The organism is Paenarthrobacter sp. AB444, assembly GCF_028736865.1.
GTDB lineage: Bacteria > Actinomycetota > Actinomycetes > Actinomycetales > Micrococcaceae > Arthrobacter > Arthrobacter nicotinovorans_B.
Genome location: NZ_JAQZBY010000013.1, coordinates 39,591 through 64,697, shown reverse-complemented (window position 1 = coordinate 64,697; position 25,107 = coordinate 39,591). Strand labels below are relative to the sequence as shown.

18 protein-coding genes and 1 pseudogene are annotated in these 25,107 nt (G+C 64.3%); 4 read left to right on the top strand and 15 right to left on the bottom strand.

Annotation, left to right across the window (positions count from 1 at the left end):
* Positions 1 to 30 precede the first annotated feature (30 nt).
* The 7 genes from PQ627_RS15730 to PQ627_RS15700 all read right to left on the bottom strand — a co-directional run bounded on the left by PQ627_RS15730 (position 31) and on the right by PQ627_RS15700 (position 7,232).
* Positions 31 to 954 carry a carbohydrate ABC transporter permease gene (locus tag PQ627_RS15730; protein ID WP_274262426.1) on the bottom strand — a complete coding sequence of 308 codons (924 nt, stop codon included), beginning with the start codon at positions 952 to 954 and terminating at the stop codon, positions 31 to 33.
* 42 nt (positions 955 to 996) lie between these two features.
* Positions 997 to 2,031, bottom strand: a complete 1,035-nt coding sequence (locus PQ627_RS15725; RefSeq protein ID WP_144662024.1) for an ABC transporter permease — start codon at positions 2,029 to 2,031, stop codon at positions 997 to 999.
* Between the two features lie 237 nt (positions 2,032 to 2,268).
* On the bottom strand, positions 2,269 to 2,835 hold the full coding sequence (locus PQ627_RS15720; RefSeq protein WP_274262425.1) for a DUF5666 domain-containing protein: 567 nt from the start codon (positions 2,833 to 2,835) through the stop codon (positions 2,269 to 2,271).
* A gap of 102 nt (positions 2,836 to 2,937) precedes the next feature.
* Complete coding sequence (gene gatB, locus PQ627_RS15715) at positions 2,938 to 4,446, bottom strand: Asp-tRNA(Asn)/Glu-tRNA(Gln) amidotransferase subunit GatB (protein WP_144662022.1); 1,509 nt, start codon at positions 4,444 to 4,446, stop codon at positions 2,938 to 2,940.
* Positions 4,446 to 5,990, bottom strand: a complete 1,545-nt coding sequence (gatA, locus tag PQ627_RS15710; protein WP_274262424.1) for an Asp-tRNA(Asn)/Glu-tRNA(Gln) amidotransferase subunit GatA — start codon at positions 5,988 to 5,990, stop codon at positions 4,446 to 4,448. The genes gatB and gatA overlap by 1 nt, the downstream gene beginning before the upstream one ends.
* A 5-nt stretch (positions 5,991 to 5,995) precedes the next feature.
* Positions 5,996 to 6,292 (bottom strand): Asp-tRNA(Asn)/Glu-tRNA(Gln) amidotransferase subunit GatC, encoded by a 297-nt coding sequence (gene gatC / locus PQ627_RS15705; protein ID WP_144662020.1) that lies wholly within the window; start codon positions 6,290 to 6,292, stop codon positions 5,996 to 5,998.
* 61 nt (positions 6,293 to 6,353) lie between these two features.
* Complete coding sequence (locus tag PQ627_RS15700; protein ID WP_274262423.1) at positions 6,354 to 7,232, bottom strand: cytochrome c oxidase assembly protein; 879 nt, start codon at positions 7,230 to 7,232, stop codon at positions 6,354 to 6,356.
* Between the two features lie 92 nt (positions 7,233 to 7,324).
* Here PQ627_RS15700 and PQ627_RS15695 point away from each other — a divergent pair, with 92 nt between their 5' ends.
* A complete protein-coding gene (locus PQ627_RS15695; RefSeq protein WP_274262422.1) occupies positions 7,325 to 8,842 on the top strand; it encodes an LCP family glycopolymer transferase in 1,518 nt (505 codons plus the stop codon).
* Positions 8,843 to 8,900: 58 nt separating this feature from the next.
* Here the strand turns inward: PQ627_RS15695 and PQ627_RS15690 are convergent, their stop codons facing one another.
* Entirely contained in the window at positions 8,901 to 10,403 is a 1,503-nt protein-coding gene (locus tag PQ627_RS15690; RefSeq protein ID WP_274262421.1) for a CitMHS family transporter, read from the bottom strand.
* Positions 10,404 to 10,601: 198 nt separating this feature from the next.
* On the opposite strand from PQ627_RS15690, the gene PQ627_RS15685 reads away from it, so the two are divergent.
* Both PQ627_RS15685 and PQ627_RS15680 read left to right on the top strand, forming a co-directional pair.
* The gene (locus tag PQ627_RS15685) at positions 10,602 to 12,299 is read left to right on the top strand and encodes a sensor histidine kinase (RefSeq protein ID WP_274262420.1); all 1,698 of its coding nucleotides are present in this window, start codon (positions 10,602 to 10,604) and stop codon (positions 12,297 to 12,299) included.
* Positions 12,292 to 12,951, top strand: a complete 660-nt coding sequence (locus tag PQ627_RS15680; RefSeq protein WP_144662016.1) for a response regulator — start codon at positions 12,292 to 12,294, stop codon at positions 12,949 to 12,951. The genes PQ627_RS15685 and PQ627_RS15680 overlap by 8 nt, the downstream gene beginning before the upstream one ends.
* A 76-nt stretch (positions 12,952 to 13,027) precedes the next feature.
* On the opposite strand, the gene PQ627_RS15675 is transcribed toward PQ627_RS15680, so the two are convergent.
* Both PQ627_RS15675 and PQ627_RS15670 read right to left on the bottom strand, forming a co-directional pair.
* Complete coding sequence (locus tag PQ627_RS15675; RefSeq protein WP_144662015.1) at positions 13,028 to 13,408, bottom strand: RidA family protein; 381 nt, start codon at positions 13,406 to 13,408, stop codon at positions 13,028 to 13,030.
* 55 nt (positions 13,409 to 13,463) lie between these two features.
* On the bottom strand, positions 13,464 to 13,976 hold the full coding sequence (locus PQ627_RS15670) for a GNAT family N-acetyltransferase (protein ID WP_144662014.1): 513 nt from the start codon (positions 13,974 to 13,976) through the stop codon (positions 13,464 to 13,466).
* Between the two features lie 316 nt (positions 13,977 to 14,292).
* Here PQ627_RS15670 and PQ627_RS15665 point away from each other — a divergent pair, with 316 nt between their 5' ends.
* Complete coding sequence (locus tag PQ627_RS15665) at positions 14,293 to 15,660, top strand: LLM class flavin-dependent oxidoreductase (RefSeq protein ID WP_274262419.1); 1,368 nt, start codon at positions 14,293 to 14,295, stop codon at positions 15,658 to 15,660.
* Between the two features lie 19 nt (positions 15,661 to 15,679).
* Here PQ627_RS15665 and PQ627_RS15660 read toward each other — a convergent pair.
* The 5 genes and pseudogenes from PQ627_RS15660 to PQ627_RS15640 form a co-directional block, all read right to left on the bottom strand.
* Positions 15,680 to 16,740, bottom strand: a pseudogene (locus tag PQ627_RS15660) (AAA family ATPase).
* Between the two features lie 10 nt (positions 16,741 to 16,750).
* Positions 16,751 to 17,575 carry an inositol monophosphatase family protein gene (locus tag PQ627_RS15655; RefSeq protein WP_274262418.1) on the bottom strand — a complete coding sequence of 275 codons (825 nt, stop codon included), beginning with the start codon at positions 17,573 to 17,575 and terminating at the stop codon, positions 16,751 to 16,753.
* Entirely contained in the window at positions 17,572 to 19,869 is a 2,298-nt protein-coding gene (gene ligA / locus PQ627_RS15650) for an NAD-dependent DNA ligase LigA (protein ID WP_274262417.1), read from the bottom strand. The genes PQ627_RS15655 and ligA overlap by 4 nt, the downstream gene beginning before the upstream one ends.
* Positions 19,870 to 19,916: 47 nt before the next feature.
* Positions 19,917 to 24,365, bottom strand: coding sequence for an FtsK/SpoIIIE domain-containing protein (locus PQ627_RS15645; RefSeq protein WP_274262416.1), 4,449 nt, complete (start codon positions 24,363 to 24,365; stop codon positions 19,917 to 19,919).
* The gene (locus PQ627_RS15640) at positions 24,362 to 25,066 is read right to left on the bottom strand and encodes a hypothetical protein (protein ID WP_262277921.1); all 705 of its coding nucleotides are present in this window, start codon (positions 25,064 to 25,066) and stop codon (positions 24,362 to 24,364) included. Before PQ627_RS15640 ends, PQ627_RS15645 begins: the two co-directional genes overlap by 4 nt.
* Positions 25,067 to 25,107: the final 41 nt, after the last annotated feature.

Genomic DNA, 25,107 nt, shown 5'->3' with positions numbered 1-25,107 from the left:
CGTGCTTTGGTGTGGAGGTGGTTGTTGGGCTTAGCCCTTGACGGCGCCGGTGATGACGCCCTTGGCGAAGTGCTTTTGGAGGAAGGGGTAGACCATCAGGATGGGGACCAAGGCCACCACGACGACGGCCATCTGGATGGATTGCGGCGGGGGCGTTGTGGTGATGCCGAGCTGGTCTGCGGCCCCGCTCCCCTGGACCACGAAGTTCCTCAGCAACAACTGGATGGGCCATTTGCTGTGGTCGTTGATGTAGAGAAGCGCGTTGAAGAACGAGTTCCAGAAGCCCACCGCATAGAACAGGCCCACGACGGCGATCACGGCTTTGGACAGCGGCATCACGATGCGCCACAGGATTTGCCAGTCGTTGGCGCCGTCGATCCTGGCGCTTTCGATGAGTTCGCCCGGAATGTTCATGAAGAACGAGCGCATGACCACGAAGTTGAAGGCTCCAAAGATTCCGGGAAGGATCAACGACCACAGGGAGTCCAGCAGCCCCAGTTGACGGATCATCAGGAACGACGGGATCAGCCCGGGCGCGAAGAGCAGGGTGAAGAGCACCGCCAGGATCACGGGCCTGCCGAACAACACCTGACGGCTGGTGGCATAAGCCATGGTGATGGTCACGAAGAGCGCCAGGATGGTGCCAACGGCGGTGATCAGAATGCTCACCCCGAGTGACTGCAGGACCATGGGGCCCTTGAAGATGGTGGCGTAGGCCTCCAGTGTTGGCCGCTCGGGCCACAGCACGAAACCGCCGGCTTTGACCAGTTGCTCCGTGTCAGCCAGGGACGTCGATACGACCAGGAGGATCGGCGTGAGGATGGACAAGCTGAAGACGATCAGGACTACTGCTTTGACCGTTTGGTAGAGAGCGGAAGGCTTTTCCTTCCACACCGGGCGCTTGGGGTTGTACGTCAGCTCCCGGGGTTTTCTTGCAAAGAGTGTTGTTGCCATGGGTTTCTCCTTGTGCGGCGGGCGCGCGGGTTGGCGTGGCTGTCAGCGCACTTGTTTTGCGAAGATTCCGTCTTCGCCGAAGCGGTGGGCAAGTTTGTTGGCACCGTAGATCAGCAGCGCGCTGACCACGCCCTTCGCCAGGCCGGCGGCAGCTCCCGAGCTCCACCCGCCTCCCACCACACCGGTGTAGTACGTGAAGGTGTCCAGGACTTCGGCAGCTCCTGCTCCGACAGCGTCCCGTTGCAGGATGAACTGCTCGAAGCCGACCGAAAGGATGTCTCCGATGCGGAGGATGAGGAGCAGGACAATCACTGGACGCAGCCCGGGGAGGGTGATGTGCCACATCCTCCGCCACCGCCCGGCGCCGTCGGCAGCCGCGGCCTCATAGAGCGAGGCGTCGATGCTGGCCAGGGCCGCAAGGAAGATGATCATGGCCCAGCCGGCGTCCTTCCAGATCATCTGGACCACTACCATCACCGGAAACGTTTCCGGGTTGGTCATGAAGGGAATGGGTTCCATGCCCCAATCCCGGAGCAGGTTGTTGACGAAACCGGCCCCGCCGAGCATCTGCTGGAAGAACGCGATCACCAGCACCCACGACAGGAAGTGCGGCAAATAGGCGATGCTCTGGAAGATCTTCCGGACCCGGGTGCTGATCAGGGAGTCCACGATCAAAGCCAGTACCAGTGGCACGGGAAAGAGGAAGACCAACTGCCACGCGGCCAGGTACAGGGTGTTCCAGAAAGCATGGATGAAGTCGGGGTTGCCGAACAAGTCCACGAAGTTCTGCCAGCCCACCCAGAGGCTGTCTCCGATGCCGAGGTACGGCTGATAGTCCTGGAAAGCGATGACGTTGCCCAGGATCGGGATGTAGAAGAACAGCAGAAGGAACACCACGCCCGGCACCATCATGAGGAGCATCTGCTTGTCGCGCCGCAGCCGGGACCGGAAGCTCTTCTGCGGAGCTTTGTTCTTCTTACGTTTCTTCGCACCGGCTCCGAGGGCGTTTCCACCTGCGATGGGTGGGACTCGGCGGGCTTCGGGCAATGCCGGAGCTTGTTCCGTCGTCGAGTTCATGCTGTCTCCTCAAGTGCTGAGCGCAAATCCGTCTTTGTGATTCGCGCCACGCTCGTTAACCGTTTAACAAACCATAAAGGAGCTACCAGACTTTTGCAAGAAGATGATTGAAACTGCTTGCAGAAATCAGTTTTCATCACTTCTGAAGGCGCGCGGAGGCCGTTTAGCAGCGTGGTCGCAGCTCGAAAGGAGGTGACGAGGGCGCAGCCCGCCCGCGGTTCAGCGTGTCAGCGCTGGTTACGCGGAGCCGTGGCCGCGCTTCATGCCGTGGCCCTTGACGCCGGCCGGCAGTTCTCCGGAGACGATCCTGTCGGCGGTGACCGCATCTCCGGCCCTCGTGCCGCTGATGTGCACGGTATCTCCGGTCTTCAGCTCGGCCGCAGTGGCCGACGGCAACGTGGGCTTGCCCTTGCCGTTCCGTAGTTGAGCCGCGTCTGCCGGGACTTTGCTGATCTTCGTGTCGCCGTTGATGGTGTAGCGCTGAGTGAAGCCGTCTTCGCTCTTAACGGTGATGTCAGAGCCGCTGACTGACTCGATGGTTCCCGCCTGTGTCACAACGGTGCGGAAGCTCCCGTCCGGCTGCTTGAGCACGTGCTCTCCGTGGATCCCTTGGCCGCGGACCTGCTGGTGCCCGGCTTTGGCTGACGCGGAGGGACTTGGCGCGGGGGTGCTGGAGGACGTGTCCGACGGCGTGGGGTTGGGCTGGGTGCCGGCCCACACGGCGGCGCCCCCGGCACCAGTCACAGCGACGGCAATCCCGCCGGCGAGAAGGGCCTTGCGAAGGCCCGGCGAAAGAGTGGCCATGGCTTAATTGTGCGCCCGGACCAACGAAAAGTGGGCCGCAGTTGCTGCCTTTCTGAGGGCTCAGAAATGCAACAACTGCGACCCGGTTGGGTGTGCGGGTACTTAGCCCTCCACCCCGAGCTTCTCGAGGATGAGTTCGCGTACGCGTCCTGCATCAGCCTGGCCACGGGTGGCCTTCATGACGCCACCGACAATGGCGCCGATGGCCTGCACCTTACCGCCGCGGATCTTCTCGGCCACGTCCGGCTGGGCAGCCAGAGCAGCGTCAATGGCCTCCAGGAGCGGACCGTCATCCGAAACCACGGCAAGGCCGCGCTTTTCGATGATCTCCTCAGGCGTTCCTTCGCCGGCAAGAACGCCGTCCAGGACCTGCGAGGCCATCTTGTTGTTGATCTTGCCGCCTTCGACGAGCTTGTTGAGCTCGACAATAAGCTGCGGCGTCACACCGAGTTCGGCGGGCTCGACGTCGGCGACCTTGGCGCGGCCCACGATCTCACCCATCCACCACTTGCGGGCGACGTCGGCGGAGGCACCGGCTGCGATGGTTTCCTCGATCGAGTCCATGACACCGGCGTTCACGACATCGCGGAACTCCAGGTCCGAATATCCCCAGGCTTCCTTGAGCCGCTTGCGGCGCTCGGCCGGGGGCTCGGGAAGCGTAGCGCGCAATTCCTCCACCCACTCACGGGACGCTACAACCGGAACCAGGTCGGGCTCAGGGAAGTAGCGGTAATCGTCGGCGTCGGACTTTGGCCGGCCCGACGTCGTCGAACGCGTGTCCTCGTGCCAGTGGCGCGTCTCCTGGATGACCGGTTCGCCGGACTCGAGGACGGCGGCGTGGCGCTGGATTTCGTAACGGACAGCGTGCTCGACGGCGCGCAGCGAGTTCACGTTCTTGGTCTCCGAACGGATGCCAAAGCGTTCCCGGCCATGCGGGCGCAGTGAGACGTTGGCGTCGCAACGGACGTTCCCGCGCTCCATGCGGGCATCGGAAACGCCCAGGTTCTTCACGATTTCGCGGACGGCGGCGACGTAGGCCTTGGCCAGTTCGGGTGCCCGGCTTCCGGCGCCCTCAATCGGCTTGGTGACGATTTCCACCAGCGGCACACCGGAGCGGTTGTAGTCCACCAGCGAGTAGTCCGCACCCTGGATACGGCCTGCAGCGCCGCCCATGTGGGTCAGCTTGCCCGCGTCCTCTTCCATGTGGGCACGTTCGATTTCGACGCGGAAGACCGTTCCGTCCTCGAGCTCGATGTCGAGGTAACCGTCGTAGGCAATCGGTTCGTCGTACTGCGAGGTCTGGAAGTTCTTCGGAGTGTCCGGGTAGAAGTAGTTCTTCCGGGCAAAGCGGCACGATTCGGCAATCTTGCAGTTCAGGGCAAGGCCGATCTTGATGGAGGATTCGACGGCGGCCTTGTTCACCACGGGGAGGACGCCGGGCATGCCGAGGTCAACCTCGTTGACGTTGGTGTTGGGCTCATCGCCGAAGACGTTGGGTGCAGAGGAGAACATCTTGGTCTTGGTGTTGAGTTCCACGTGGACCTCGAACCCCAGGACGGGATCGTACTTCTCCATGGCCTCTTCGAAGCTCAGGATTGCGTCGACGGACATTAGTTGGAACCTCCGGCGGTGGTGGAAGCGGAGCCAAGGACAGGTGCCTGTGCCAGCATCGGGCCGCCCCACTTCTCTTCAAGGATGGATTCGAGGACCGCACCCACGCGGTACAGCTGGGCATCCTCGCGGGCAGGAGCCAGCAACTGGATGCCGACGGGCAGGCCGTCCTCATCGGCAAGGCCGCCCGGCAGGGACAGGCCCGGGATGCCTGCGAGGTTCGCAGGAATCGTGGCGACGTCGTTCAGGTACATGGCCAGGGGGTCATCCAGCTTCTCCCCCAGCTTGAACGCCGTGGTGGGCGCCGTCGGAGAAATGAGGACGTCCGCCTGGGCGAAGGCGGCGTCGAAGTCGCGCTGGATCAGGGTGCGGACCTTCTGCGCCGAACCGTAGTAGGCGTCGTAATAGCCGGCGCTCAGTGCGTAGGTACCCAGGATGATGCGCCGCTTGACCTCGTCGCCGAAGCCTGCGGCACGGGTGGCGCCCATGACGCGTTCGATGGTCATGGGGCCGTCCTTGGGCAGGACGCGCAGACCGAAGCGGACGCCGTCGAACTTGGCCAGGTTGCTGGAGACCTCGGACGGCATGATGAGGTAGTACGCGCCCAGGGCGTACTTGAGGTTGGGGCAGGAAACCTCGACGATTTCGGCGCCGGCGTCCTTCAGGAGCTGAAGAGACTCGTTGAAGCGGTTCTCGACACCGGCCTGGTAGCCCTCGCCGTGCAGTTCCTTGATGATGCCGATCTTCATGCCGGCAACGTTGCCCAGGCGGGCAGCAGCGACCAGGTTGTTGAACGGGTCCGTCAGGGACGTCGAATCAAAGGGATCGTGGCCGCCGATGACTTCCTGGAGCAGGGCGGAGTCCAGCACCGTACGGGATACCGGGCCGATCTGGTCCAGCGACGAGGCCATGGCGATGGCACCGTAGCGCGAAACAGCACCGTACGTCGGCTTCATGCCCACGGTTCCGGTGACGGCGCCGGGCTGGCGGATGGATCCACCGGTATCCGTGCCGAGCGCCAGCGGCGCTTCGAAAGCGGCGACGGCGGCAGCGGAGCCACCGCCCGAACCGCCGGGGATGCGCTCCAGGTCCCACGGGTTGCGGGTAGGTCCGAAGGCCGAGTGTTCCGTGGAGGAACCCATGGCGAATTCGTCCAGGTTGGTCTTGCCCAGGATCGGCATCTTTGCTGCGCGGAGCTTCTTCACCACGGTGGCGTCGTAAGGGCTGTGCCAGCCCTCGAGGATCTTCGAACCGGCGGTGGTCGGCTGGCCGATGGTGACGATGAGGTCCTTCACCGCGATCGGGACACCGGCAAGGGCGTGCAACTCTTCGCCGCCGGCGGCGCGGGCGGCGTCCACTTCGGCGGCAACCGCCAAAGCCTCTTCGCTGTTGACGTGCAGGAAGGCATTGACCTGGCCGTCGACGTCGGCGATCCGGTCAAGGTGCGCCTGCGTAACCTCGACGGCGGAAACTTCGCGGGCGGCCAGCTTGGCTGCGAGGTCGGCAGCTGAGTGGTGGATGAGTTCGTTTTTCAGCTCAGTCATGGTGATCAGTCCTCATCCAGGATTGCCGGGACTTTGAAACGGTTCTCGTAGGCGTCCGGTGCGCCGGACAATGCCTGCTCTGCCGTGAATGTGTGCCCCACGACGTCCTCACGGAACACGTTGGTCAACGGAATCGGGTGCGATGTGGCCGGGACGTCGTCCCCGGCAGCCTCGCTCACGCTCTTCACCGAATCCACGATGACGGCAAGCTCAACAGCCATCCTGTCCAGTTCTTCGGCACTCATTTCAATGTGAGCCAGACGCGCAAGATGCGCGACGTCGTCACGGTTGATCGCAGCCATGGATCTCCCCTGCAAAGTTCAATTGGTTTTCCGAACCAGTCTACTTGGCTGCGCGCCGGCTTCAGCGCCGGTGCAGGTGTTGTGCATTCAGTTCGTCCAGTTCCGCGTCGGTCAGTTCATCGAAACTGCGGGCTTCGCGTTTGTCGCTGCGGGCGAACCGGACGAACATCAAGATGATCAGGGGCAGGTCCACGATTTCGCAGACGAACCACAGTGCATCTCCTGCCAGCTGTTGGTCGCGCAGTGGGTCCGGGAACCATGGCGCCATGGCCTGCGTGGTCGTGGCGTGGTCCAGCACCTGGCCACTGAGACGGAGCAGGATGCCCGGGACGGCATCGAGCAGGAGCTCGATGAAAACAAAGACGAACTCAAGGGTGATGTAGGCGCTGGAGCGCTGGAAATCGCCTTCTTCGATGATCGGCAAGGCCATCAGGAGGCCGAGCAACGGAACACAGACCGTCACCAGGGCCTCGGCCCAGGGATCGGCCCGCAATGCGTGGAACGCCGGTGTCAGGAAAGTGGAAAAGAGCGCCAGCCCCAGCAGCGGGGCGGCCAGGGAATTGCTGAAGAAGCGCACAACGCGGTGAGCCAGCACGGCGTCGAGCACTTCCGCGCCCCTGCCGGAGAAGGCTGCGCGGGCCAGCGTGATGGGCCGGCCGAGTCCCAACAGAAGGGGCACAACAAACAGGAGCAGCGAGACCTTCACGGTGAACGCCCACCGCAGGTCTGCGCTGTAGACACCCGTGAATCCACAGGTGAGAACTGCCATGGATCCAAGGCCCGGACCGTAGAAGGCAATCGCGCGCCAGACTGGCCATCGATGGCCGTTCCTGGCAGCGGCACTGATCCCAAGGCCGTAGAGCACGCCGAAAGTAACGATCATCGCGAGGGCTGCCCAGTCGATTCGCCAGGCACTGCCAAGAAGTTCAAAGGGCGGCACCCGGCCATGATATTGGAGCAAGCTGATAGGGGAAGTTCCCAGATTCGCTCAGTAATATGAGCCGCTTCTGACCCCTAGGAAAGGCCGGCCCTGTGCAAGGTCGTCACGAGAGTCCCGACCCCAACCGACCCGATCCAGCTGCTGCCGCATACCCCGGGCAGGGGAAGCTGGTTGATGGCAGCCTCGCTTCACCCCCGCGCAAACGTCGCCGCTGGCTGAGATTGGCAGTCATTGTGGTGGCAGCGGTTTTGCTCGGTGTCCTGTGTTTTGGTGGCTATTGGCTGTGGCGGTTGCAGTCAAACATTTCCACGAGCGCCTTGGGTGCCGGAGGTTCCCGTACCGAGGGCCCGGTGGATGACCGTAAGGACAGGCTCCAGATCCTGGTCCTGGGAAGTGACACCCGCAGCGGCAAGAACAGCCAGTACGGTACTGCCGATCAGTCATCGGGCTACGGCCAATCTGACGTCATGATGCTGGTGGATATTTCCGCGGACAACAACAACGTCAACGTGATCAGCTTCCCCCGGGACCTCATGGTCGACGTACCCGAATGCAAGGACCAAGCCACCAACCAGCAACATGCGGCCCGCGAGGACGCCATGATCAACAGCGCTATGGCCGAAGCCGGGATCGGCTGTGCCGTGGATACCGTGAACAAACTGACGGGCCTGGAGATCGACCACTTCATGATGGCGGATTTCAATGCGGTCAAGGAGCTCTCCACCAAGGTGGGAGGCGTCGACGTCTGCGTCAACTCCGCCGTCGACGATCCCGACTCCGGACTTCGGCTGCCCAAGGGAACCTCGCAGGTGGAAGGTGACCAGGCTCTGGCGTTCCTGCGCACCCGCCATGCTTTCGCTGACGGCGGCGACCTGGGCCGGATCCAGGCCCAGCAGGCGTTCCTGGGCTCCCTGGTCCGGAAGCTCAAATCCGAGGGAACACTGACCAACCCGCAAAAAGTGCTGGATATTGCGGACACCATGACAAGCAACCTCACAGTGGATACAGGGTTGTCTTCAGTTCCGTCCTTGCTGACCATCGCGGACCGCCTCAAGAACATCGACCCCGCCAAGGTCAACTTCATCACCGTCCCGACCGTTCCGGCGCCGTCCGACCCCAACCGGCTGGCGTTGGCAGAACCCGCGGCCTCCCAGCTGTTCTCTGCCCTGCAGCACAGCGCAGACCTCAGCCAGGGCGCAACGACTCCCCCGGCCGATGCATCCAGCGCCCCGGCCAAGCCGTCCTTCGACAAGGCACTCCAGCCGGTCTCCGTTGCGAACGGAACCTCCGTGACCGGTCGCAGCAACGCCATTGCTGCGACGCTGGCTGCTGCCGGTTACACCAAAACAACCCGGTTGCAGGCCCAGCCCCGGACTCAGACGATGGTCTATTACCAGGCCGGTTTCGATGACGTGGCAAGCGATATCGCGGCCCTGTTTGGCTTGCCGGCGACCAGCGTCCAGGAGGTCACCGGCATCGAGGGCGTGCAGCTCTACGCCGGCGAGGACTTCGCAACCGGCGACAAGCCTGCCCCTGCCCCGGCCCAGGGAACCATTCCCAGCCAAACAGCAAATGACCAGACCTGCCAGGCAACAAACCCGGCAGGCTGATCATGGGCTGTGGTGTTCCCGCCGCGCGGCCGTTCCCGCGCGGCGGTGGGGCTGGCTGTCAGCCGATACCGATGGCGCCCGTCAGGACACCGACGGCGAGCATGACGAGCGAGATGACCGCGGTGCGCCAAAGAACCTTCTTGTGGTGGTCGCCCAGTTCAACCTTGGCCAGTGAGACCAGCAGGAGAATGGCCGGAACCAGCGGGCTCTGCAGGTGGAAGGGTTGTCCGGTGATGGACGCGCGGGCCATGTCCGCCGCCCCGACACCGTAGTGTGCGGCAGTTTCACTGAGGACCGGCAGTACTCCGAAGTAGAAGGCATCGTTGCTCATGAAGAACGTCATGGGGATGCTCAGCAGGCCGGTGATGACCGCCATGAACGGGCCCATGTCGGCAGGAATGATCTGGACCAGCCACTCGGACATTGCCTTGACCATGCCCGTACCGTTCAGCACGCCGGTGAGGACGGCGGCGGCCATGACCATGCTGACCACGGCGACGATCGACGGCGCATGTGCAATCAGCTGTGCACCCTGGTCCTTGACCTTGGGGAAGTTCACCAGGAGCGCGATGGCGGAACCGACCATGAAGACGAACGGCAACGGAATGATGTTGGCAACGAGGGTCACCATGACGGCGACGGTGAGGGCCAGGTTGAACCAGAACAGCTTGGGGCGCAGCGTGGCGCGGTTGGGGTCCAGTGCGGTGTCTGCCATGGCGGTGTCGTGTTCGTCCACCAACTCTTCGGTGCGTTCCAGGACCACGACGCCGGCGCCTCCGCCGGTGCCCGGCTTGCCCGCGGTTTTGCTTGGGCCGGCCCCGAAACGGGAACCGCCCTTGCCGGTCCCACCGGCACCGGTGCCGGCTGCCACAGCGCCGCCGCGGCCGTTGCCGCCGTCGAACGCCTCGGAAGGATCGGCGACGTCGCCCCAGATCTCGGGAGCTACGCTACGGAGACGGTTGCGTTCCTGCAGGCCGAGCAGCCAGGAGAAGACCAGCACAACGATCAGGCCGACAATGAGCGAGGGGACCATCGGGACGAAAACGTCATTGACGTCCAGTTTCAGAGCTGTAGCGGCGCGTGCGGTGGGTCCGCCCCACGGCAGGATGTTCATGGTGCCGTTGGCAAGGCCCGCCACGCAGGTGAGCACTACAGGGCTCATCTTCAGGCGCAGGTACACGGGAAGCATGGCGGCTGTGGTGAGGATGAAGGTGGTGGAGCCGTCGCCGTCGAGGGATACAGCGGCAGCCAGGATCGCAGTGCCCAGGACAACCTTGGCGGGGTCGTTGCCCAGCTTGCGGAGGATGAACTTGACCAGCGGATCAAAGAGTCCGACGTCGATCATCAACCCGAAGTAGATGATCGCGAACATGAGGAGCGCGGCCGTGGAGGTCATGGACTTCATGGAATCCATGACCATGGGCCCGATTCCGAGCCCGGCGCCGGCGAAGAGACCGAAAACGGTGGGGACGATGATCAACGCCAGGACTGGCGTCAGTTTTTTGGTCATGATCAGGACCATGAATACCGCAATCATTGCGAATCCAAGCAAAACCAGCACGGCCGGCTCCTTACTACTGTGAATGGCGCCACGTCGGTGTGATGCGCACTACAGACAATAGGGTGGCGTCCGTCACGGGCAGGGGTTTGTGGGAATTGATCGGACTACTGCTCGTTGCGAACGTTTTGCGCATTGTGCTCAATGCTTCAATGGATCTGGAGGAAAGGAGTGATGGTGCCCCGTAGCAGCAGAGTCAGCATGCGTTTTTCCACCCAAACCCTACTCCTTCAGCTAGGGGTGGTGCTGCTGGTAGTGCTGCTCAGTGGCGCCGTCCACGCGTGGCTGGTCTATGAACGCATCGGCGACGAAGCCGAAAACCAAGCCTTGACCCTGGCAAGGACAGTGGCCGCGGACCCGGATGTCCGGGCCGACGTCCAAGTCATCAGTAAGGAAGAAGGGACCCCGCCACCCGACGTCCTGGCGGCCGGTCCCCTTCAGGCAGCCGCGGAGGCGGCCAGGGTCCGGACCGGCGCGCTCTTCGTTGTCATCACGGACGAAACAGGACTGCGGCTTGCCCATCCGGACCTCGCACGACTCGGCGAAAGGGTCAGCACCGATCCGTCCGTTGCGTTGGCGGGCGAGGAAATCACCACACGCAATACCGGCACCCTGGGGCCTTCTGCCGGGGCCAAGGTGCCGGTCTACTCCCCCGGCTCCACGACGATAGTGGGCGAAGTCAGCGTTGGTTACTCCGTGGAGTCGCTGACGGAAAGCCTGGTCCGCGATATCGCTCCCATCGCCCTCACCGCCGGCGGGGCGCTGCTGGCCGGCGTCCTGGCCTCCTTCCTGCTCCGGCGGCGACTCCAGCGGCTCACCCTCGGGTTGGAGCCGGAAGAAATCAGCACCCTGGTCCATGATCAGGTGGCGGTCCTCCAAGGCGTGGACGACGGCGTGATCGGCATCGCTGCCGACGGTCGCATCTCCGTCTTCAACGCTGCCGCTTCCCGGCTCCTGGACATGCCTGATGCTACGGGCCAGGACTGGATCTCGGCGGACGTCCCCGAACAACTCAAGCGGCTCACCAAACCCGCGGCGCAGGACGCCGAGGCCGTGGAAATCGTTGCCGGCGGTCGGGTCCTGGTAGCCAGCGCACGCAAAGCCTGGCACCGGCGGGAAGACCTCGGCTGGGTGGTCATGCTGCGGGACCGCACGGAGTTGCAACAACTGACACAGCAGCTCGATGCCGTGGGAACCATGTCCACGGCGCTCCGGGCCCAGCGCCACGAATTCGCCAACCAGCTGCACACCATTGCCGGGTTCATGAGCATCGGCCAGTACGAATCGGCCAAGGAATACCTGGCCAGGATCTCGGCCACCGGGCCCCTGAAGTTTCCCGTGGAGCAAGCCGAACTCCTGCAGGATCCCTATCTGCAGGCCTTCATTGGTGCCAAGGGAGTCGAAGCTTCCGAACGCGGCGTGGCTCTGCGCGTCGGTCCCGAGACCCTGGTCCGTGGGCACGTGGCCGATCCCCAGGACGTGACCACAGTGCTCGGCAACCTGATCGACAATGCGGTCAGCGCCGCCGTCGCCGGTTCCGGCGATGAACGCTGGGTGGACATTGAGCTGCTGGACGAGCAAAGCCACGACGGCGGCGCGCTCCACATCGTGGTGGCGGACTCCGGGGATGGTTTGGGAGAGCTCGACCCCGAAGAGGTTTTCACTGAAGGATTCACGACGGCGGACCACACGGCACGCCCGGGTGCGGGACAAGGATTGGGGTTGGCACTGGTGCGGCAGCTGGCGCGGCGACGTGGCGGCGACGTCCGTGTGCTGGAGCCGGGCACGATAGGAGGGCCGGGCGCAGTCTTCATGGCAAGTATTCCCGGAGTGATGGACATTGCCCGAGCCGGTACCCAGGATGCGGGGGCAACAATGACGGAGGACAACCATGGCTGAGGATTTGCGGGTGCTGATCGTGGATGACGACTTCCACGTGGCAAGGCTCCACGCAGCGTATGTGGACTCCGTGGCGGGCTTCATGGCGTTGGCCCCGGCCGGCTCCGTGTCCCAGGCGCTGCAGGCCATCCATAGCCTGCGCCCCGACCTGGTGCTGCTGGATGTCTACCTTCCGGACGGGTCCGGGCTCGATCTCCTGGGGCAACTCGACGTCGATGCCGTGATGCTCACTGCTGCTTCCGATGCCCAGTCCATCAAGGTTGCGCTGCGCAGGGGTGCGTTGGGCTACCTGCTCAAGCCCTTTACCGCCGAGTCCCTGTCGCAGCAGCTCAGGTCCTATGCGCGCTACCGCAGGATCCTGGGGCAACAAAGCGCCGTGGACCAGACCACCATAGAGCGGGCCAAGCGCTCCCTGATTCCCGGGGACGTGGCCCCCGCCGCCAAGCCGCGCTCCGCCACCGAAGCTGCAGTCCTCGAATCGTTGGTCCCCGGCGATCAGTACTCCGCGGCAGAAGTGGCCGAACGCGTCGGCGTCTCCCGCGCCACAGCGCAAAGGTACCTGTCCTCGCTTGCTGATGATGGCGCCGTCGAAATCCAGCTGCGCTACGGAAGCACAGGTCGCCCGGAACACCGCTACGGCGTCCCGGGCTGACCCAACTGGGGGACAGCACGTGCTCCAATGAGCGGCCAGTGGAGCACCTGCTGTCCCCCAGTTGGGTGGTGAGGGGTTAGGCGGACTTCTGCGCCACGAGCTCGATTTCCACCAGCATCTGCGGATCCAGGAACGGCAGCACGTGCACCAGGGACAGCGTCGGGCGGATCTCGCCGAAGACCTCACCGTGCGCACGGCCTGCGTCTTCCCACTTGCTGATGTCCGTCAGGTACAGCTTGGACTGCACCACGTCGTCATAGGAGAAGCCGGCGTCCTCGAGGACCGTGCCGAGCTTTTCGAGGATGTACTTGGTCTGGGAGTAGAAGTCGTCACCGACGATCCCGTCAGGACCACTGGCAGCCGTCGCCGAAATGAAAAGAGTGTTGTCCACCTGGACTGCGCGGGAGTAGCCAAGGGTCTGTTCCCAGACCGATCCCGTGCCGAATGTCTTGCGCATGCCGCGCCTTCCTGTCGTTGCGCCCGGCCCGGTGACCGGCGCTTCGAAGGAAACTTTATGACTGCCCGAGCTCGAGCCTGTAAACGAACAGTTTTATGTCGGTGCCGGGAACGAACCAGTCACGCTCCGGAGCGCGGTCGAAGCCGGTGCGCTTGTACAGCGCGTTGGCACTTTCCCACGTCGCCCCGGTTGTCAGCGATACGGCGTTGATACCGTCCATGGACTTCGCTTGGTCGACGACGGCCTGCACCAAGGCGCGGCCCGCACCTGAGCGCTGGACGGCCGGATCTACCACGAGCGTCCGCAGTTCCAACTCGTCCGCCAGGCCGATGTCGGAGAACCCACCCCCGGCCGGAGCGGCTGTGACAGATCCGATCACCTCGCCGTTGCGCTCCGCGACGAGGATCTCTGCGTGTTCAGCGCGCCCGGCGACGTCCTGGAGTTTCTGCAGGTACGGGTGGTCGGCGTCGCCGTAGTACCCCGCCGTCACGTAAGAGTCCTGCGTGATGCGGGCAACGGCGTCGTAGTCTTCAGGCAGGGCGGGACGGACGGTAATCGGCGAAAGCACCTACCAATGGTAGTCGCAGCGTGGATGCCCCGGGCGCCAAATGCCCCTTTCCGTGATGGAACTATCACCTGGGCGGGACCATCACCTGCCCCGGCGGCCAGTCCGGCACGACGCCCGACGGCGGTGGGCCGGGTTGGGTGGCTCCGGCGGCAGGCTTTCTATTGCCTCCCGTGGCGTTGAATGCCGTCCCGTTGCGTCCGGTGAACCCCGGTTTCTCGCTGTTTCGGCCACATGTCGGGATGCTGGCGGTGGTCTTCGGCGACGTGCTTAAGTTGCCACACACCCGCGCCGAACCGTCCCGAACCGAGGAGAAACCATGACCCCGCCAAAGCGCCAACTGCACCTCAACGCCTTCCTCATGAGCACCGGACACCACGAGGCTTCGTGGCGCCTTCCGGAGAGCGATCCTTTTGCTTCCACCAAGATCGAGCACTACCAGCACCTTGCCCGCACCGCGGAACGTGGGAAGCTGGACTCCATTTTCTTCGCCGACTCCCCCGTCCTCTTTGGCGAGGTGGGTCGTCGTCCGGCCGGAAAGCTGGAGCCTACGGTGCTGCTGACGGCGATCGCCACCGCTACCCACAGGATTGGACTGATTGCCACTGCATCCACAACGTACAACGACCCCTTCAACCTGGCACGCCGTTTCGCTTCCGTGGACTGGGTCAGCGGAGGACGTGCGGGGTGGAACGTCGTGACCACCGCAGGCCCCGACGCCGCGCGGAACTTCGGCGTCGATGACCAGCCGGCGCACGCTGTCCGCTACGAACGGGCAGCGGAGTTCATCGAGGTAGCCCAGAAGCTCTGGGACAGCTGGGAAGATGACACCATCCTGGCGGACAAGGCCGAAGGCGTCTGGGGAGACGACACAAAGATCCGGGTCATCGATCACGAAGGGAAGCACTTCCGTGTCCGCGGGCCCCTGAACGTTCCCCGCTCACCCCAGGGCCACCCCTTGATCGTCCAGGCCGGTTCCTCGGAGAACGGAAAGAACCTTGCGGCCCAGTATGCCGAGGCCGTTTTTACTGCGCACCAGACCTTGGCCGGTGCACAGGAGTTCTACACGGATTTGAAGGCACGAACGGCAGCCGCAGGCAGGGACCCGGAAGGCATCAAGATCCTGCCCGGCATCGTCCCTGTTATCGCTTCGACCGAGGCCGAAGCCCTTCGGCTGGACCGTGAGCTTGATGAACTGATCAAGCCCGAGTACGCACGCGAACAGTTGGCCCGGACCTTGCGGCTTGCGCCCGAAGACTTGCCCCTGGACCGGCAGCTTCCCGCGGACCTGCCCTCCGAGGACGAGATCGAGGGAGCCAAGAGCCGCTACACGCTGATCGTTGAACTGGCACGCCGTGAGCAGCTGACCGTCAGGCAGCTGATCGGGCGGCTGGGTGGAGGCCGCGGGCACCGGACATTCTCCGGCACCCCGGAACAAGTGGCGGACGCCATCCAGGAATGGTTCCAAGCCGGGGCAGCTGACGGCTTCAACATCATGCCGCCTGTTCTTCCCTCCGGTCTGGAGATCTTCGTGGACCAGGTAGTGCCGATCCTGCAGCAGCGTGGCCTCTTCCGCACCGAGTACACGGCCACCACACTGCGCGGGCACTACGGGCTGGAGCGGCCCGCGAACCGTTATGCGGGAAGCGCCGCCCAGGAGCTGACGTCGATTGGTTCTGCCTTCTAGGCCGACCCCTCGGGTGGGATCAGCGCTTGGGCCAGCTCCACAATGGACCCTCAAGTGCTCCGAGGCCCTTGATCCTGGTTTCCCCCAGCTCCTTGTAGAGCTCGTGCTCATGGGCAGATCCGGTCTCCCCCAGTGCCGTGAGCAGGGCTTCGGAATGCGTCACAACAATCAGCTGGCTGTAGGCGCTGGCCTGGACAATCAGTCCGGCCAGCGCCGGCATCAGGTCGACATGGAGGCTGGTCTCGGGTTCGTTCAGCACCATGAGTTCCGGGGGCCGTGGTGTCAGGAGGGCCGCAGTGAGGAGCAGGAACCGCAACGTTCCATCGGAGAGCTCTGGAGGGCGGCCGCGAGGTCCCTGCCGCTGTGGTGCAGGACAGGGGTGCGGGTCCCGATCTGCGCCTGGCGGGCAGGAGCATCCGGGTCCGTGCGGAAGTGGTCATAAAAGCGCCAGGAACGCACGGAGTCCCGCACCCGCACTACCTCCGGCGCGCGGTCCTGGTCCGAAACTTCCGTGAGCATGCTTTCGAAGGTATCCAGGCGCCGCGACAGCTCTGTCCACCCGCCGTCGGCATCGCGGAGTTTGGCCAAACTGCCTTTGCGGTCCACCAGTAAGGAGCCAGGCCTGGCCACCGGACCTGAGAAGATCTGCTCCCGCTTGATTTCCGGGTCAAGCGCGAAGGCGGAGGGACGTGGACGCCCCGTCTCCTGGTCGAATCCTGTCCCTCCCGGAACGGGCATGCCCAGATCCACCAGATAGCCGAAGTCGTCCCCGGAGTAGCCCAGCTTCAGGTTCACGGACGCCTGGCGGACAGTGCCTTGCACAGGCACCTCACCGCGCCGCATGGCGTGGCTGATGTTCTCAGGTCCAGCCCAGAGCGTCGACGCCAAACCGCCATCCCGGGCCAAGGCGCCCACGACGTTGCCCGAATCACCTCCACCGCATTCAGCGAGCAAACGCAGCGCCCGGTACAGCGACGACTTTCCGCTGCCGTTGGCTCCGGTCACCACATCCAGACCGTGGAGCTCGATGGCAAGGTCCCGGATGGAGCGGTAATTGGCAATGGCCAGCGTCCTGATCACGGGTTACCGGTCACAGGGGGAATTTGCCGGAAAGTTCCAGGGCTCCGGCACACATCCAGGCCGCGAGGCGATCCTCAGCGCTCGGACCACCATCCAAGGGACTGGTCAATCGGGGCCTCCGCACCCAGCAGCCGGCTTCTTCCGCGATCAGGGCACCGGCAGCGAAATCATGCTCGTTCAAGCCACGCTCCCCGTACGCGTCAAAGGTCCCGTCAGCCACCAGGCAAAGGTCCAGTGCCGCAGAACCCAGCCGGCGCACATCGGCAAAACCATCCATGAGCTGGGCCAGGCCCGCTGACTGGTCGGCCCTGGTGCCGGGGTCATAGCTGAAGCCCGTAGCCAGGATCAGCCCGGTCCGCCCGGGAACGGGGCCCACCAGCGCAGTGGTTTCTCCGGCCGTTTCCAGATGGGCACCCTGGCCACGGGCTGCCGAATACACGCGCCCCAGGGCTGGTGCGTGAACGACGCCGGCCAACCACACGCCGTCGGAATCCGCCACGGCTACAGAGGTGGCGTAGTAGACGATGTTCCGGATGAAGTTGGTGGTGCCATCGAGCGGGTCAATGGACCAGCGGTACCCCGAGGGACTCGCGGGGCGCGTGGTCCCGTGCTCCTCCCCCGTGATGGTGTCTCCGGGCCGTTCGGCCAGGATCGCTTCACGCACCGCGTTCTCTGCAGCGACGTCGAAGGCAGTGACCCAATCGCCGGCCTCACCCTTGTTGGTGGTCTGCAGGCCATCGCCGGCGGTACCGCTGACGGAACGTTGGGCAAGCACCGCGGCTCCTGCGGCCGCCGCACGTTTGGCGACAGTCAGCAGCTCAGTGACATCCGTCATTGTGCAGCTGCCTGTGGCGCCGCGTCGGTGTCCGCCGCAGCTTCCGCCTCAGCGTCTGCTTCGGTCTTTCCCGGACCGTTGGCCAAAAGCTCGCGGAAACCGTCCTCGTCCAACACCGGGATGCCGAGCTGTTCGGCCTTGTCCAGCTTGGTGCCGGCACTCTCACCGGCTACCAAATAACTCGTGTTCTTGGACACTGAGCCGGAGGCCTTGCCACCACGGATAATGATGGCTTCCTTGGCTTCATCCCGGCTGAAATTGGGCAGGGTGCCGGTGACGACCACGGTGAGGCCCTCAAGGGTACGCGGCACGGAGGTGTCCCGCTCGTCCTCCATCCTCACCCCTGCCGCAGCCCAGCTGTCCACGATCTCGTTGTGCCAATCCACCGCGAACCACTCCTTGAGGGCAGCAGCAATGGTTGGCCCCACGCCGTCGACGTGCGCAATCTGTTCCTCGGTAGCGTTGCGGATGGCGTCCATGGTGCCGAACGCCGTCGCCAATGCCCGCGAGGCCGTGGGACCCACGTGCCGGATGGACAATGCCACCAGAACCCGCCACAGAGGCTGCTTCTTGGCCTTCTCCAGTTCCACGAAGAGCTTCTCCGTGGTGGCCGTAGGCTTGGAAGGCGACTTGGCCGTTCCCTTGGTGTAGAAGTACGGCACGAGCTCGTACTGGCCTGTTCCCACGCCCTTGGACCGCTTTTCGCGTCGGATCAGGACATCCCGCAGGTCCTCGCGTGTCAGGCTGAAGAGCCGGGCCTCGCTGGTGAGGGGAGGGATCTCGGGCTCGGCAGGCTGGGTGAGCGCAATGGCCGCTTCCCAGCCCAGGGCCTCAATGTCGAAAGCACCCCGGCCCGCCAGGTGGAACACACGCTCACGGAGTTGGGACGGGCAGGATTTGGCGTTGGGGCAACGGATGTCGACGTCGCTCTCCTTTGCCGGTGCCAACGGAGTTCCGCAGGAGGGGCACTCAGTGGGCATCACGAATTCGCGGACCGGCGGATCCTGTTTGTCGCGCAAGGCAAGCACAGGACCCACGATTTCCGGAATGACATCGCCGGCCTTGCGGAGGATCACGATGTCGCCGATCATCACGCCCTTGGCCTTGACGACGTCCTGGTTGTGCAGGGTGGCCATCCCCACCGTTGAACCGGCGACCTTCACCGGCTCCATCAAGCCGAAGGGCGTCACGCGGCCCGTCCGGCCAACGTTGACGGCGATGTCCAGGAGTTTGGTGTGCACTTCCTCCGGCGGGTACTTGTAGGCAGCAGCCCACCGAGGTACGCGCGAGGTGTAGCCCAGGGCGCGCTGGGTGGCGAAGTCATCGATCTTGACCACGATGCCATCAATTTCATGCTGAAGGTCGTGGCGGTGGGCACCGTAGTTGGCGATGAACTCGAGGACTTCCTCGAAGGTTTCCAGCACCTTGAGGTAAGGGCTGACAGGCAGACCCCACTGCTCCAGCAGCTTGTAAGTCTCGGACTGGCTCTTGGCCTCAAGTCCCTCACGGGCTCCGATGCCATGGACATACATGCTCAGGGGACGCTTTGCGGTCTCAGCCGGGTCCTTCTGGCGCAGCGAACCCGCGGCGGCGTTGCGTGGGTTCGCCAGCGGTGCCTTACCGGCAGCCACAAGGGCCTCATTGAACTCGACGAACGCCTTGGAAGGGATGAACACTTCCCCGCGGATTTCCACTTCGGAGGGGTACCCGGAACCGCTCAGTTCCCGCGGGATTTCCTTGATGGTGAGCACGTTGTGGGTGATGTCTTCACCGGTGGTGCCATCGCCACGAGTAGCCGCCCGGACCAGCTTGCCGTCACGGTAGAGGAGGTTCACGGCCAGTCCATCGATCTTCAACTCCGTCAGCCACGCGATAGGCGGGACGGAATCCCCGAGCTTGGCAACTGACGCTTCGGCCTTGCGGACCCAGGCCTCGAGCTCCTCCAGGGAAAAAACATCGTCCAGGCTGTACATCCGCTGCAGGTGTTCGACCGCGGCGAAAGCCGAGGAGACTTCGCCACCTACTTGCTGCGTGGGCGAGTCATTGGTGACCAGCTCCGGGTGGAGTGCTTCCAGCTCTTCCAGTCGACGGTAAAGCTCATCGAACTCGGCGTCCGAAACCGTTGGCGCGTCTTCCTGGTAATAGGCATACCGGTACTTGCGGACGAGGTCCGCCAGTTCCTCGTATTCCTCCCTGAGGGACCCCGACGGCGGGGTCCCTTCCTCTGCGACGATGGCCGCAGCCGCCTCTTGGGTTGTGGTGTCGACCGGATCCGGATTCTCTGGTGTGCTCACAGCTCTATCTTGCCGCAAGCGGCCGACATTCTGGCCCAAGAGCCTCCCTAGCCCCGGTTTTCCGGTGGCATGGCGATCTGCAGTTTGCGGACCTTGCCCCGGCCCACAATGTATCCACGACCTGGGATGAAGTCCTTGCTGATGCGGCCCAGTGAGGTGTTGAGGAGGGTGTCGCCCTCCACGTCCCCGGGGTTGAGCAACAGACCTCGGCGTCCCGACTTGAAGGGCTGCGCCAAGGACCAAGCCTGGGACCAGGTGGAGGTTTCGGACTCGCCCACCACCCATTGGTCTGCCTTGATGGCGGCAGTTACCAAGCGCCCCACTCCCGACTCCGCCAGGGTGTCCGTGAACTCGGTCAGGCCCTCAATGAAGATCGCCATGCTGCCCGGGTTGTCGGAGGCTTTGTCGATGAGGTCGTCAATGACATCGGAGACCTCATCTGGTCCTACCAGCGAGCGGCTCCAGATGTTCAGTGACGCCACGGCCGAGCGGCGGGATCCGATGTAGATCAGGTCGGTACGCGGGTTCGAACGCCGCAGGGCGTACGCCAGGGTGACCAGCGCAACGGTCCGTCCGGAGCCGGGAGGCCCCGCCAACAGAAGCGAACCCTTGGCGGCGATGGCCGCAGAACCCAGCGATTCGTCGTCGACACCGATCACCGGGTTGTCCGGGGCCCCGGTGGGCAAAATGTCCAGGTCCACGAGTTCGGGAAGGCGCTGGATCTGCGGCGCCTGCTCCAGGCCCTGACGGACCATTGCCTGGCTCAGCTTGGCCACTTCACGCGCCTGGAGGGCCAGGTTGGAGTTCCCGCCCAGCACGGCGAGCTGGACTTCGAGTCCATCCAGCAGCCCGCGGCCCGGTGGCGAGGCGGCGTTGAGGACGTCCTTGGGGACATCCATGGTCATGTAGTCGTCCTCGGAGCTCAGCCGCAGCACCAACCGCTTCTGGATGGAGGCAAGGAGCGACGCCGGAACGGAGTTGGTGCGGTCACCGCTGACGACGAGGTGGATGCCGAGGGGACGGCCATCCGTGGCGAGAGTCAGGAAAATGTCCCACAGCGCGGACAGGTTGCTGTACTCGTAACCTTCACGGAAAGCGGACATTCCGTCCACCAGGACGAAGATGCGCTTTTCGTCCGGCCGGTTGGCCAGTTGCCGGTACTCGACAATGGTGGAGGCCCTGACTTCGGCGAACCGTGCCGCCCTGTCGTCGGCCACTTCCTTGAGCCAGCGCAACAGGCGGCCCACACGCTCGACGTCGTCTCCATTAATGATTTCGCCAACGTGCGGAAGACCGTCCAGCATCTTCAGGCCCGACGAGCCACAGTCGATGCCGTAAACGTGCACCGGACCACCGCGGGGAGTCACGGCCGCGGCGATGGCGATGCCCCGCAATGCTGCCGACTTGCCGGATCCGCCCGTCCCGTAGACAGCCATGTTGCCGTCCCTGTCCGGTTCATAGAACACAGTGGGCTGGTCCTGGTGGGCGGGGTCGTCCGCGACGCCCAGCAGCAGCCGTTCGTCGGTGCGTGGGTTGGGAAGCTTGGAGAAATCGTATGTCAGGGCGAGCTCGTTGAGCCACGGTTTCCGCGGCGGTGCAATGGACAGGACGTCGGCAGCGCGAATGATGTTTGCCGTCATCCGGGCGATGTCGTTGGGCCCGGCAGGCTCTTCTTCCACCTGTGCCTCCAGCGGCGGTTCCCACACTGCTCCGGAGCCGAAAGCCATCTCCACGATGTCGATCCGGGGACGCTGGGGCTTCTCCGTGGTCCAGCCACCGGCGTAGCCGGTCTGGAAGCCCTGGATACGCCCGGGCCCCGTCTTGGCCGCACCACGGCCGGGAATGGACGGATCGAAGTAGGCAGCAGTAGGGACACCCAGGATGTCCACCGCGTCCACTTCATCGGCCATGCGCAGGGCTACACGGAGGTTGGTGTTGGCCCGCAGGTTGTCCTTGATGACACCGGCCGGGCGCTGGGTGGCCAGGATGAGGTGCAGGCCCAAGGAACGGCCACGGGCCGCGACGTCCACAACACCGTCAACGAACTCTGGAACTTCGGTGGCAAGGGCCGCGAATTCGTCCACGATGATGATCAGGTACGGCGGAGCCTCGGGATCGGCTTCGCGCTGGAGCGCCAAGAGGTCCTTGGCCTTCTTCCTGTTCAGGAGCCGTTCGCGGTAGTGCAGTTCGGCCCGCAAGGAGGTCAGAGCCCTGCGCACAAGGTGCGGAGACAGGTCCGTCACCAGGCCCACGGTGTGGGGCAAATGCAGGCAGTCCGCGAAGGCGGCACCGCCCTTGTAGTCCACGAAGAGGAAGCTCACGCGGTCGGGGCTGTAGGCGGCGGCCATGCCCATGACCCAGGACTGCAGGAACTCGGACTTACCGGCACCGGTGGTACCACCGACCAGCGCGTGGGGTCCTTCGTTCTTCAGGTCAAGGTAGAAGGGCTCCACCCCTTTGGAACCGACCAGGGCACGGAGGCTGCCGTTGTCCTTGCGGTTGGGAACCGCCGTGGCGTGCACGGAGTTGTTTTCCTGCCACCGCTCGGCCACAGCCTGCGGATTGTCCATGAGCTCCTTGCCGATCAGGCTGGCGTAGGAGACGGCGCGCGGAAGGTCGGAGTCGTCCTCAAGCGGATTTCCGACGTCGACCAGTGGCGACATCATGCGCGCCAGCTGGGTGGCGAGATCGGCGTCGAGGCTTTCGCAGCTCACCGGGTAGGTGTGGCGGCCCAAACGGACCTGGCCCGTGGTGGTGCCGTGGTCGCCGTCGACGGAGAGGAAGTCGCGGCACGCGGCAGGCAGGGACTGCACATTCGCCGCCACCCACATGACATGCACGCCGTAATCGGGCCCACGCTCAACCAACCTCGTGAGGCGGCCCCGGTCGATGGGGGCATCGTCCTCCACGATCACCAGCACGGCCGGGACCACCGGGGAGGGAATCTCTGCACTCTCGTCCTTAAGGGCCGGACGCGGCTGCGGGCCGGGCTCCTTGGACAAGGCCTCGCGCTCTTCGACGAGGTTCTCCAGGCGGGACAACAAGGCAGCACCCGCCCCCGGGCCGGCGGCAAGGTGGTCGCCGGACAAGGGGCTGTGGCCTGAACCTACATGCGGGAGCCACTGCAGCCAGTCCCAGCGCTCACGCGAACGCGGCGACGTCAGGGCCGTGAGGACTACCTCCGCGGGCGAATGCAGGGCCACCAGCTGGAGCACCATGCCACGGGCCACATCATCCACCACGCTGCGATCGCCGGCCACCCCGAAGGAACCGGAAGTACGCAGCTGCGAGACAATCGGCACTCCCTCGATCACGCGGACCTGCTGCAGGCACTCCTGGATTTCACGCATGTACTGCGGTTCTGTGTCGTTGGCCGTCGGTTCATCGAAGGGGATGCGCGAAGGTGCGGAGCCCAGGCCGAAGCGCACGCCGAGGAAATGCTGGTGCTCGGGTCGGTTGGTCCACAACAAGGGACCCAGCTTGTAGATCGCATCCACCGTGTCGCTCACCGACGGCGCTTCCTGCAAGCGGACTGCGCGCTCGATGTTCTGCTGCCTGTCGATATCCTCGCGGAAGGCCAGCATGGAGGCTTTGAACTGCTTGTGGCCTTCCTTCACCTGGCGCTTGCTTTGCATCTTGTGGTCCACGTAGTGACCCACAATGAACAGCGGCATCATGGCCATGAAAAGCACGGACAGCAGGTTCTGCGTCACCGCGAAGAGCACAGCGCCCATCAGCAGCGGCGCTACCAGCATGATGTACGGGAACGGTTGGTGTTCAGGCCGCTTGGGGCCGGCCGGCGGCACCCGCTTGGGCGATTCGAAGCGGGGCAGGACCCGCGGTGACCGGTTGAAGTCGACCAGCGGCGAGGACGGCCCTCCGCCGTGGTTGCGGGACAGGGATACCACTCCCACCGTCGTATCGCCCAGCGTCACGGTGTCAGAGGAAGCAAGGGTTGCCCGGGTGACAGGCAGTCCGTCCATCAGGAGGCCATTGGCGGAGTTCGTGTCCACGATTTCCACGGTCTCGCCCACCGTGATGCGGGCGTGGCGCTTGGAGGTAAGCGGATCCGAGAGCCGGATGTCCGCGTCCCGGTCCCGGCCGATGTAGCTGGTGCCGAAGGGCAGCGAAAATTCGCGGCCGACGTCGGGCCCTGACATGACGCGCAACGTCGCCGCCGCGGGTCCCCTGTTGCTCCCGTGGCCGGTGGAGGCGAATTCCTCGCTGACGTGGGCCAGGGAAACCTTCGAACCCGGGCGAAGACCGGATTCGAGCAGGTTGTCCGTGGGCCTGAGCACGTGGCCGGACAGGCCGCCGCCAACGAACGCTTCGTCCACGCTGATGGACAGGTTCGACGGCGGTTCGGTCCCCTTGCGTGCGGGGTCGGCGGACCAGAGTTCAGTGGCGATATCGGCCACGGTGGCGCGGCCATCCACCGTGACGGCGAGGTCCTTCGCTTCGGCAGGGTCACGCCGCAGTGTCAGGCGGAACTTCATCCTTCGTCGACTCCACTCATTTTCTCAAGAAGATGCAGGTCGGCCGGAGTCACCAAATGGGACGTCACGGCGTGCTCCACCAGGCGCGCCCGGCGGTTGGTGGCAAGTTTTCCGGCTCCCCCACGCAGGCCCACAACCCCGACGCGGTCCAGTTTGTCGCAGACGTTGTCGAGCTTGCGGTTGAACCTGGTGAGGGCCCAGCCCAGGCGCTTGGCAGCCTCGGCGGAAGACGGAATGGCGCTGAAACCGGTGCCCTCCCGCCGCAGCATGGGTTCGGCCAGGGCAACGATGAGCGCTTTTTGCGAGTCAGTGAAAACCACGGGGCCGATGGTGGTGTCCCCGGCCTGGTCGTCATCGCGGGCCTCGTGCCGGAATGAGGGTGTCTTCAGGTGCACCGCGAACTCATAGGTGGTGGGGCCGGCGGTGAAGATGACGTTGGTGTGGCTGAACACGAGCGGAATCCTGGCGCCGGGTGCAAGCCACGCCTGCATGCCGCCCGAGCCGTCCGCGATCGTGGCGGAGAGCATGCTGCCAACGTTGCTCAGCCACCAGATGCCGTCGTAGCGGGCAATCTGCAGGAAGCGGCGGTGCAGGTACGGGTTGTCGTCGACCTCGAGATCGCCTTCGCGGCCGATATCAAAGACGTCTTCGTCGGATGGTTCGTACCATTCCCCACAGAAATCTATTGCTAGATCCCCCATGATCTGTGCCTCCTCAGTGGGCGGTGTTTGTGTTGCGTTGG

Excerpts from the sequence above, each read along its gene's own strand:
- gatB (WP_144662022.1), bottom strand. The coding sequence starts at position 4,446 with ATGTCCGTCGACGCAATCCTGAGCTTCGAAGAGGCCATGGAGAAGTAC.
- PQ627_RS15730 (WP_274262426.1), bottom strand. The coding sequence starts at position 954 with ATGGCAACAACACTCTTTGCAAGAAAACCCCGGGAGCTGACGTACAAC.
- gatC (WP_144662020.1), bottom strand. The coding sequence starts at position 6,292 with ATGGCTGCGATCAACCGTGACGACGTCGCGCATCTTGCGCGTCTGGCT.
- PQ627_RS15640 (WP_262277921.1), bottom strand. The coding sequence starts at position 25,066 with ATGGGGGATCTAGCAATAGATTTCTGTGGGGAATGGTACGAACCATCC.
- PQ627_RS15685 (WP_274262420.1), top strand. The coding sequence starts at position 10,602 with ATGCGTTTTTCCACCCAAACCCTACTCCTTCAGCTAGGGGTGGTGCTG.
- PQ627_RS15655 (WP_274262418.1), bottom strand. The coding sequence starts at position 17,575 with ATGACGGATGTCACTGAGCTGCTGACTGTCGCCAAACGTGCGGCGGCC.
- PQ627_RS15725 (WP_144662024.1), bottom strand. The coding sequence starts at position 2,031 with ATGAACTCGACGACGGAACAAGCTCCGGCATTGCCCGAAGCCCGCCGA.
- PQ627_RS15645 (WP_274262416.1), bottom strand. The coding sequence starts at position 24,365 with ATGAAGTTCCGCCTGACACTGCGGCGTGACCCTGCCGAAGCGAAGGAC.
- PQ627_RS15675 (WP_144662015.1), bottom strand. The coding sequence starts at position 13,408 with ATGCGCAAGACATTCGGCACGGGATCGGTCTGGGAACAGACCCTTGGC.
- PQ627_RS15680 (WP_144662016.1), top strand. The coding sequence starts at position 12,292 with ATGGCTGAGGATTTGCGGGTGCTGATCGTGGATGACGACTTCCACGTG.
- gatA (WP_274262424.1), bottom strand. The coding sequence starts at position 5,990 with ATGACTGAGCTGAAAAACGAACTCATCCACCACTCAGCTGCCGACCTC.
- PQ627_RS15720 (WP_274262425.1), bottom strand. The coding sequence starts at position 2,835 with ATGGCCACTCTTTCGCCGGGCCTTCGCAAGGCCCTTCTCGCCGGCGGG.
- PQ627_RS15665 (WP_274262419.1), top strand. The coding sequence starts at position 14,293 with ATGACCCCGCCAAAGCGCCAACTGCACCTCAACGCCTTCCTCATGAGC.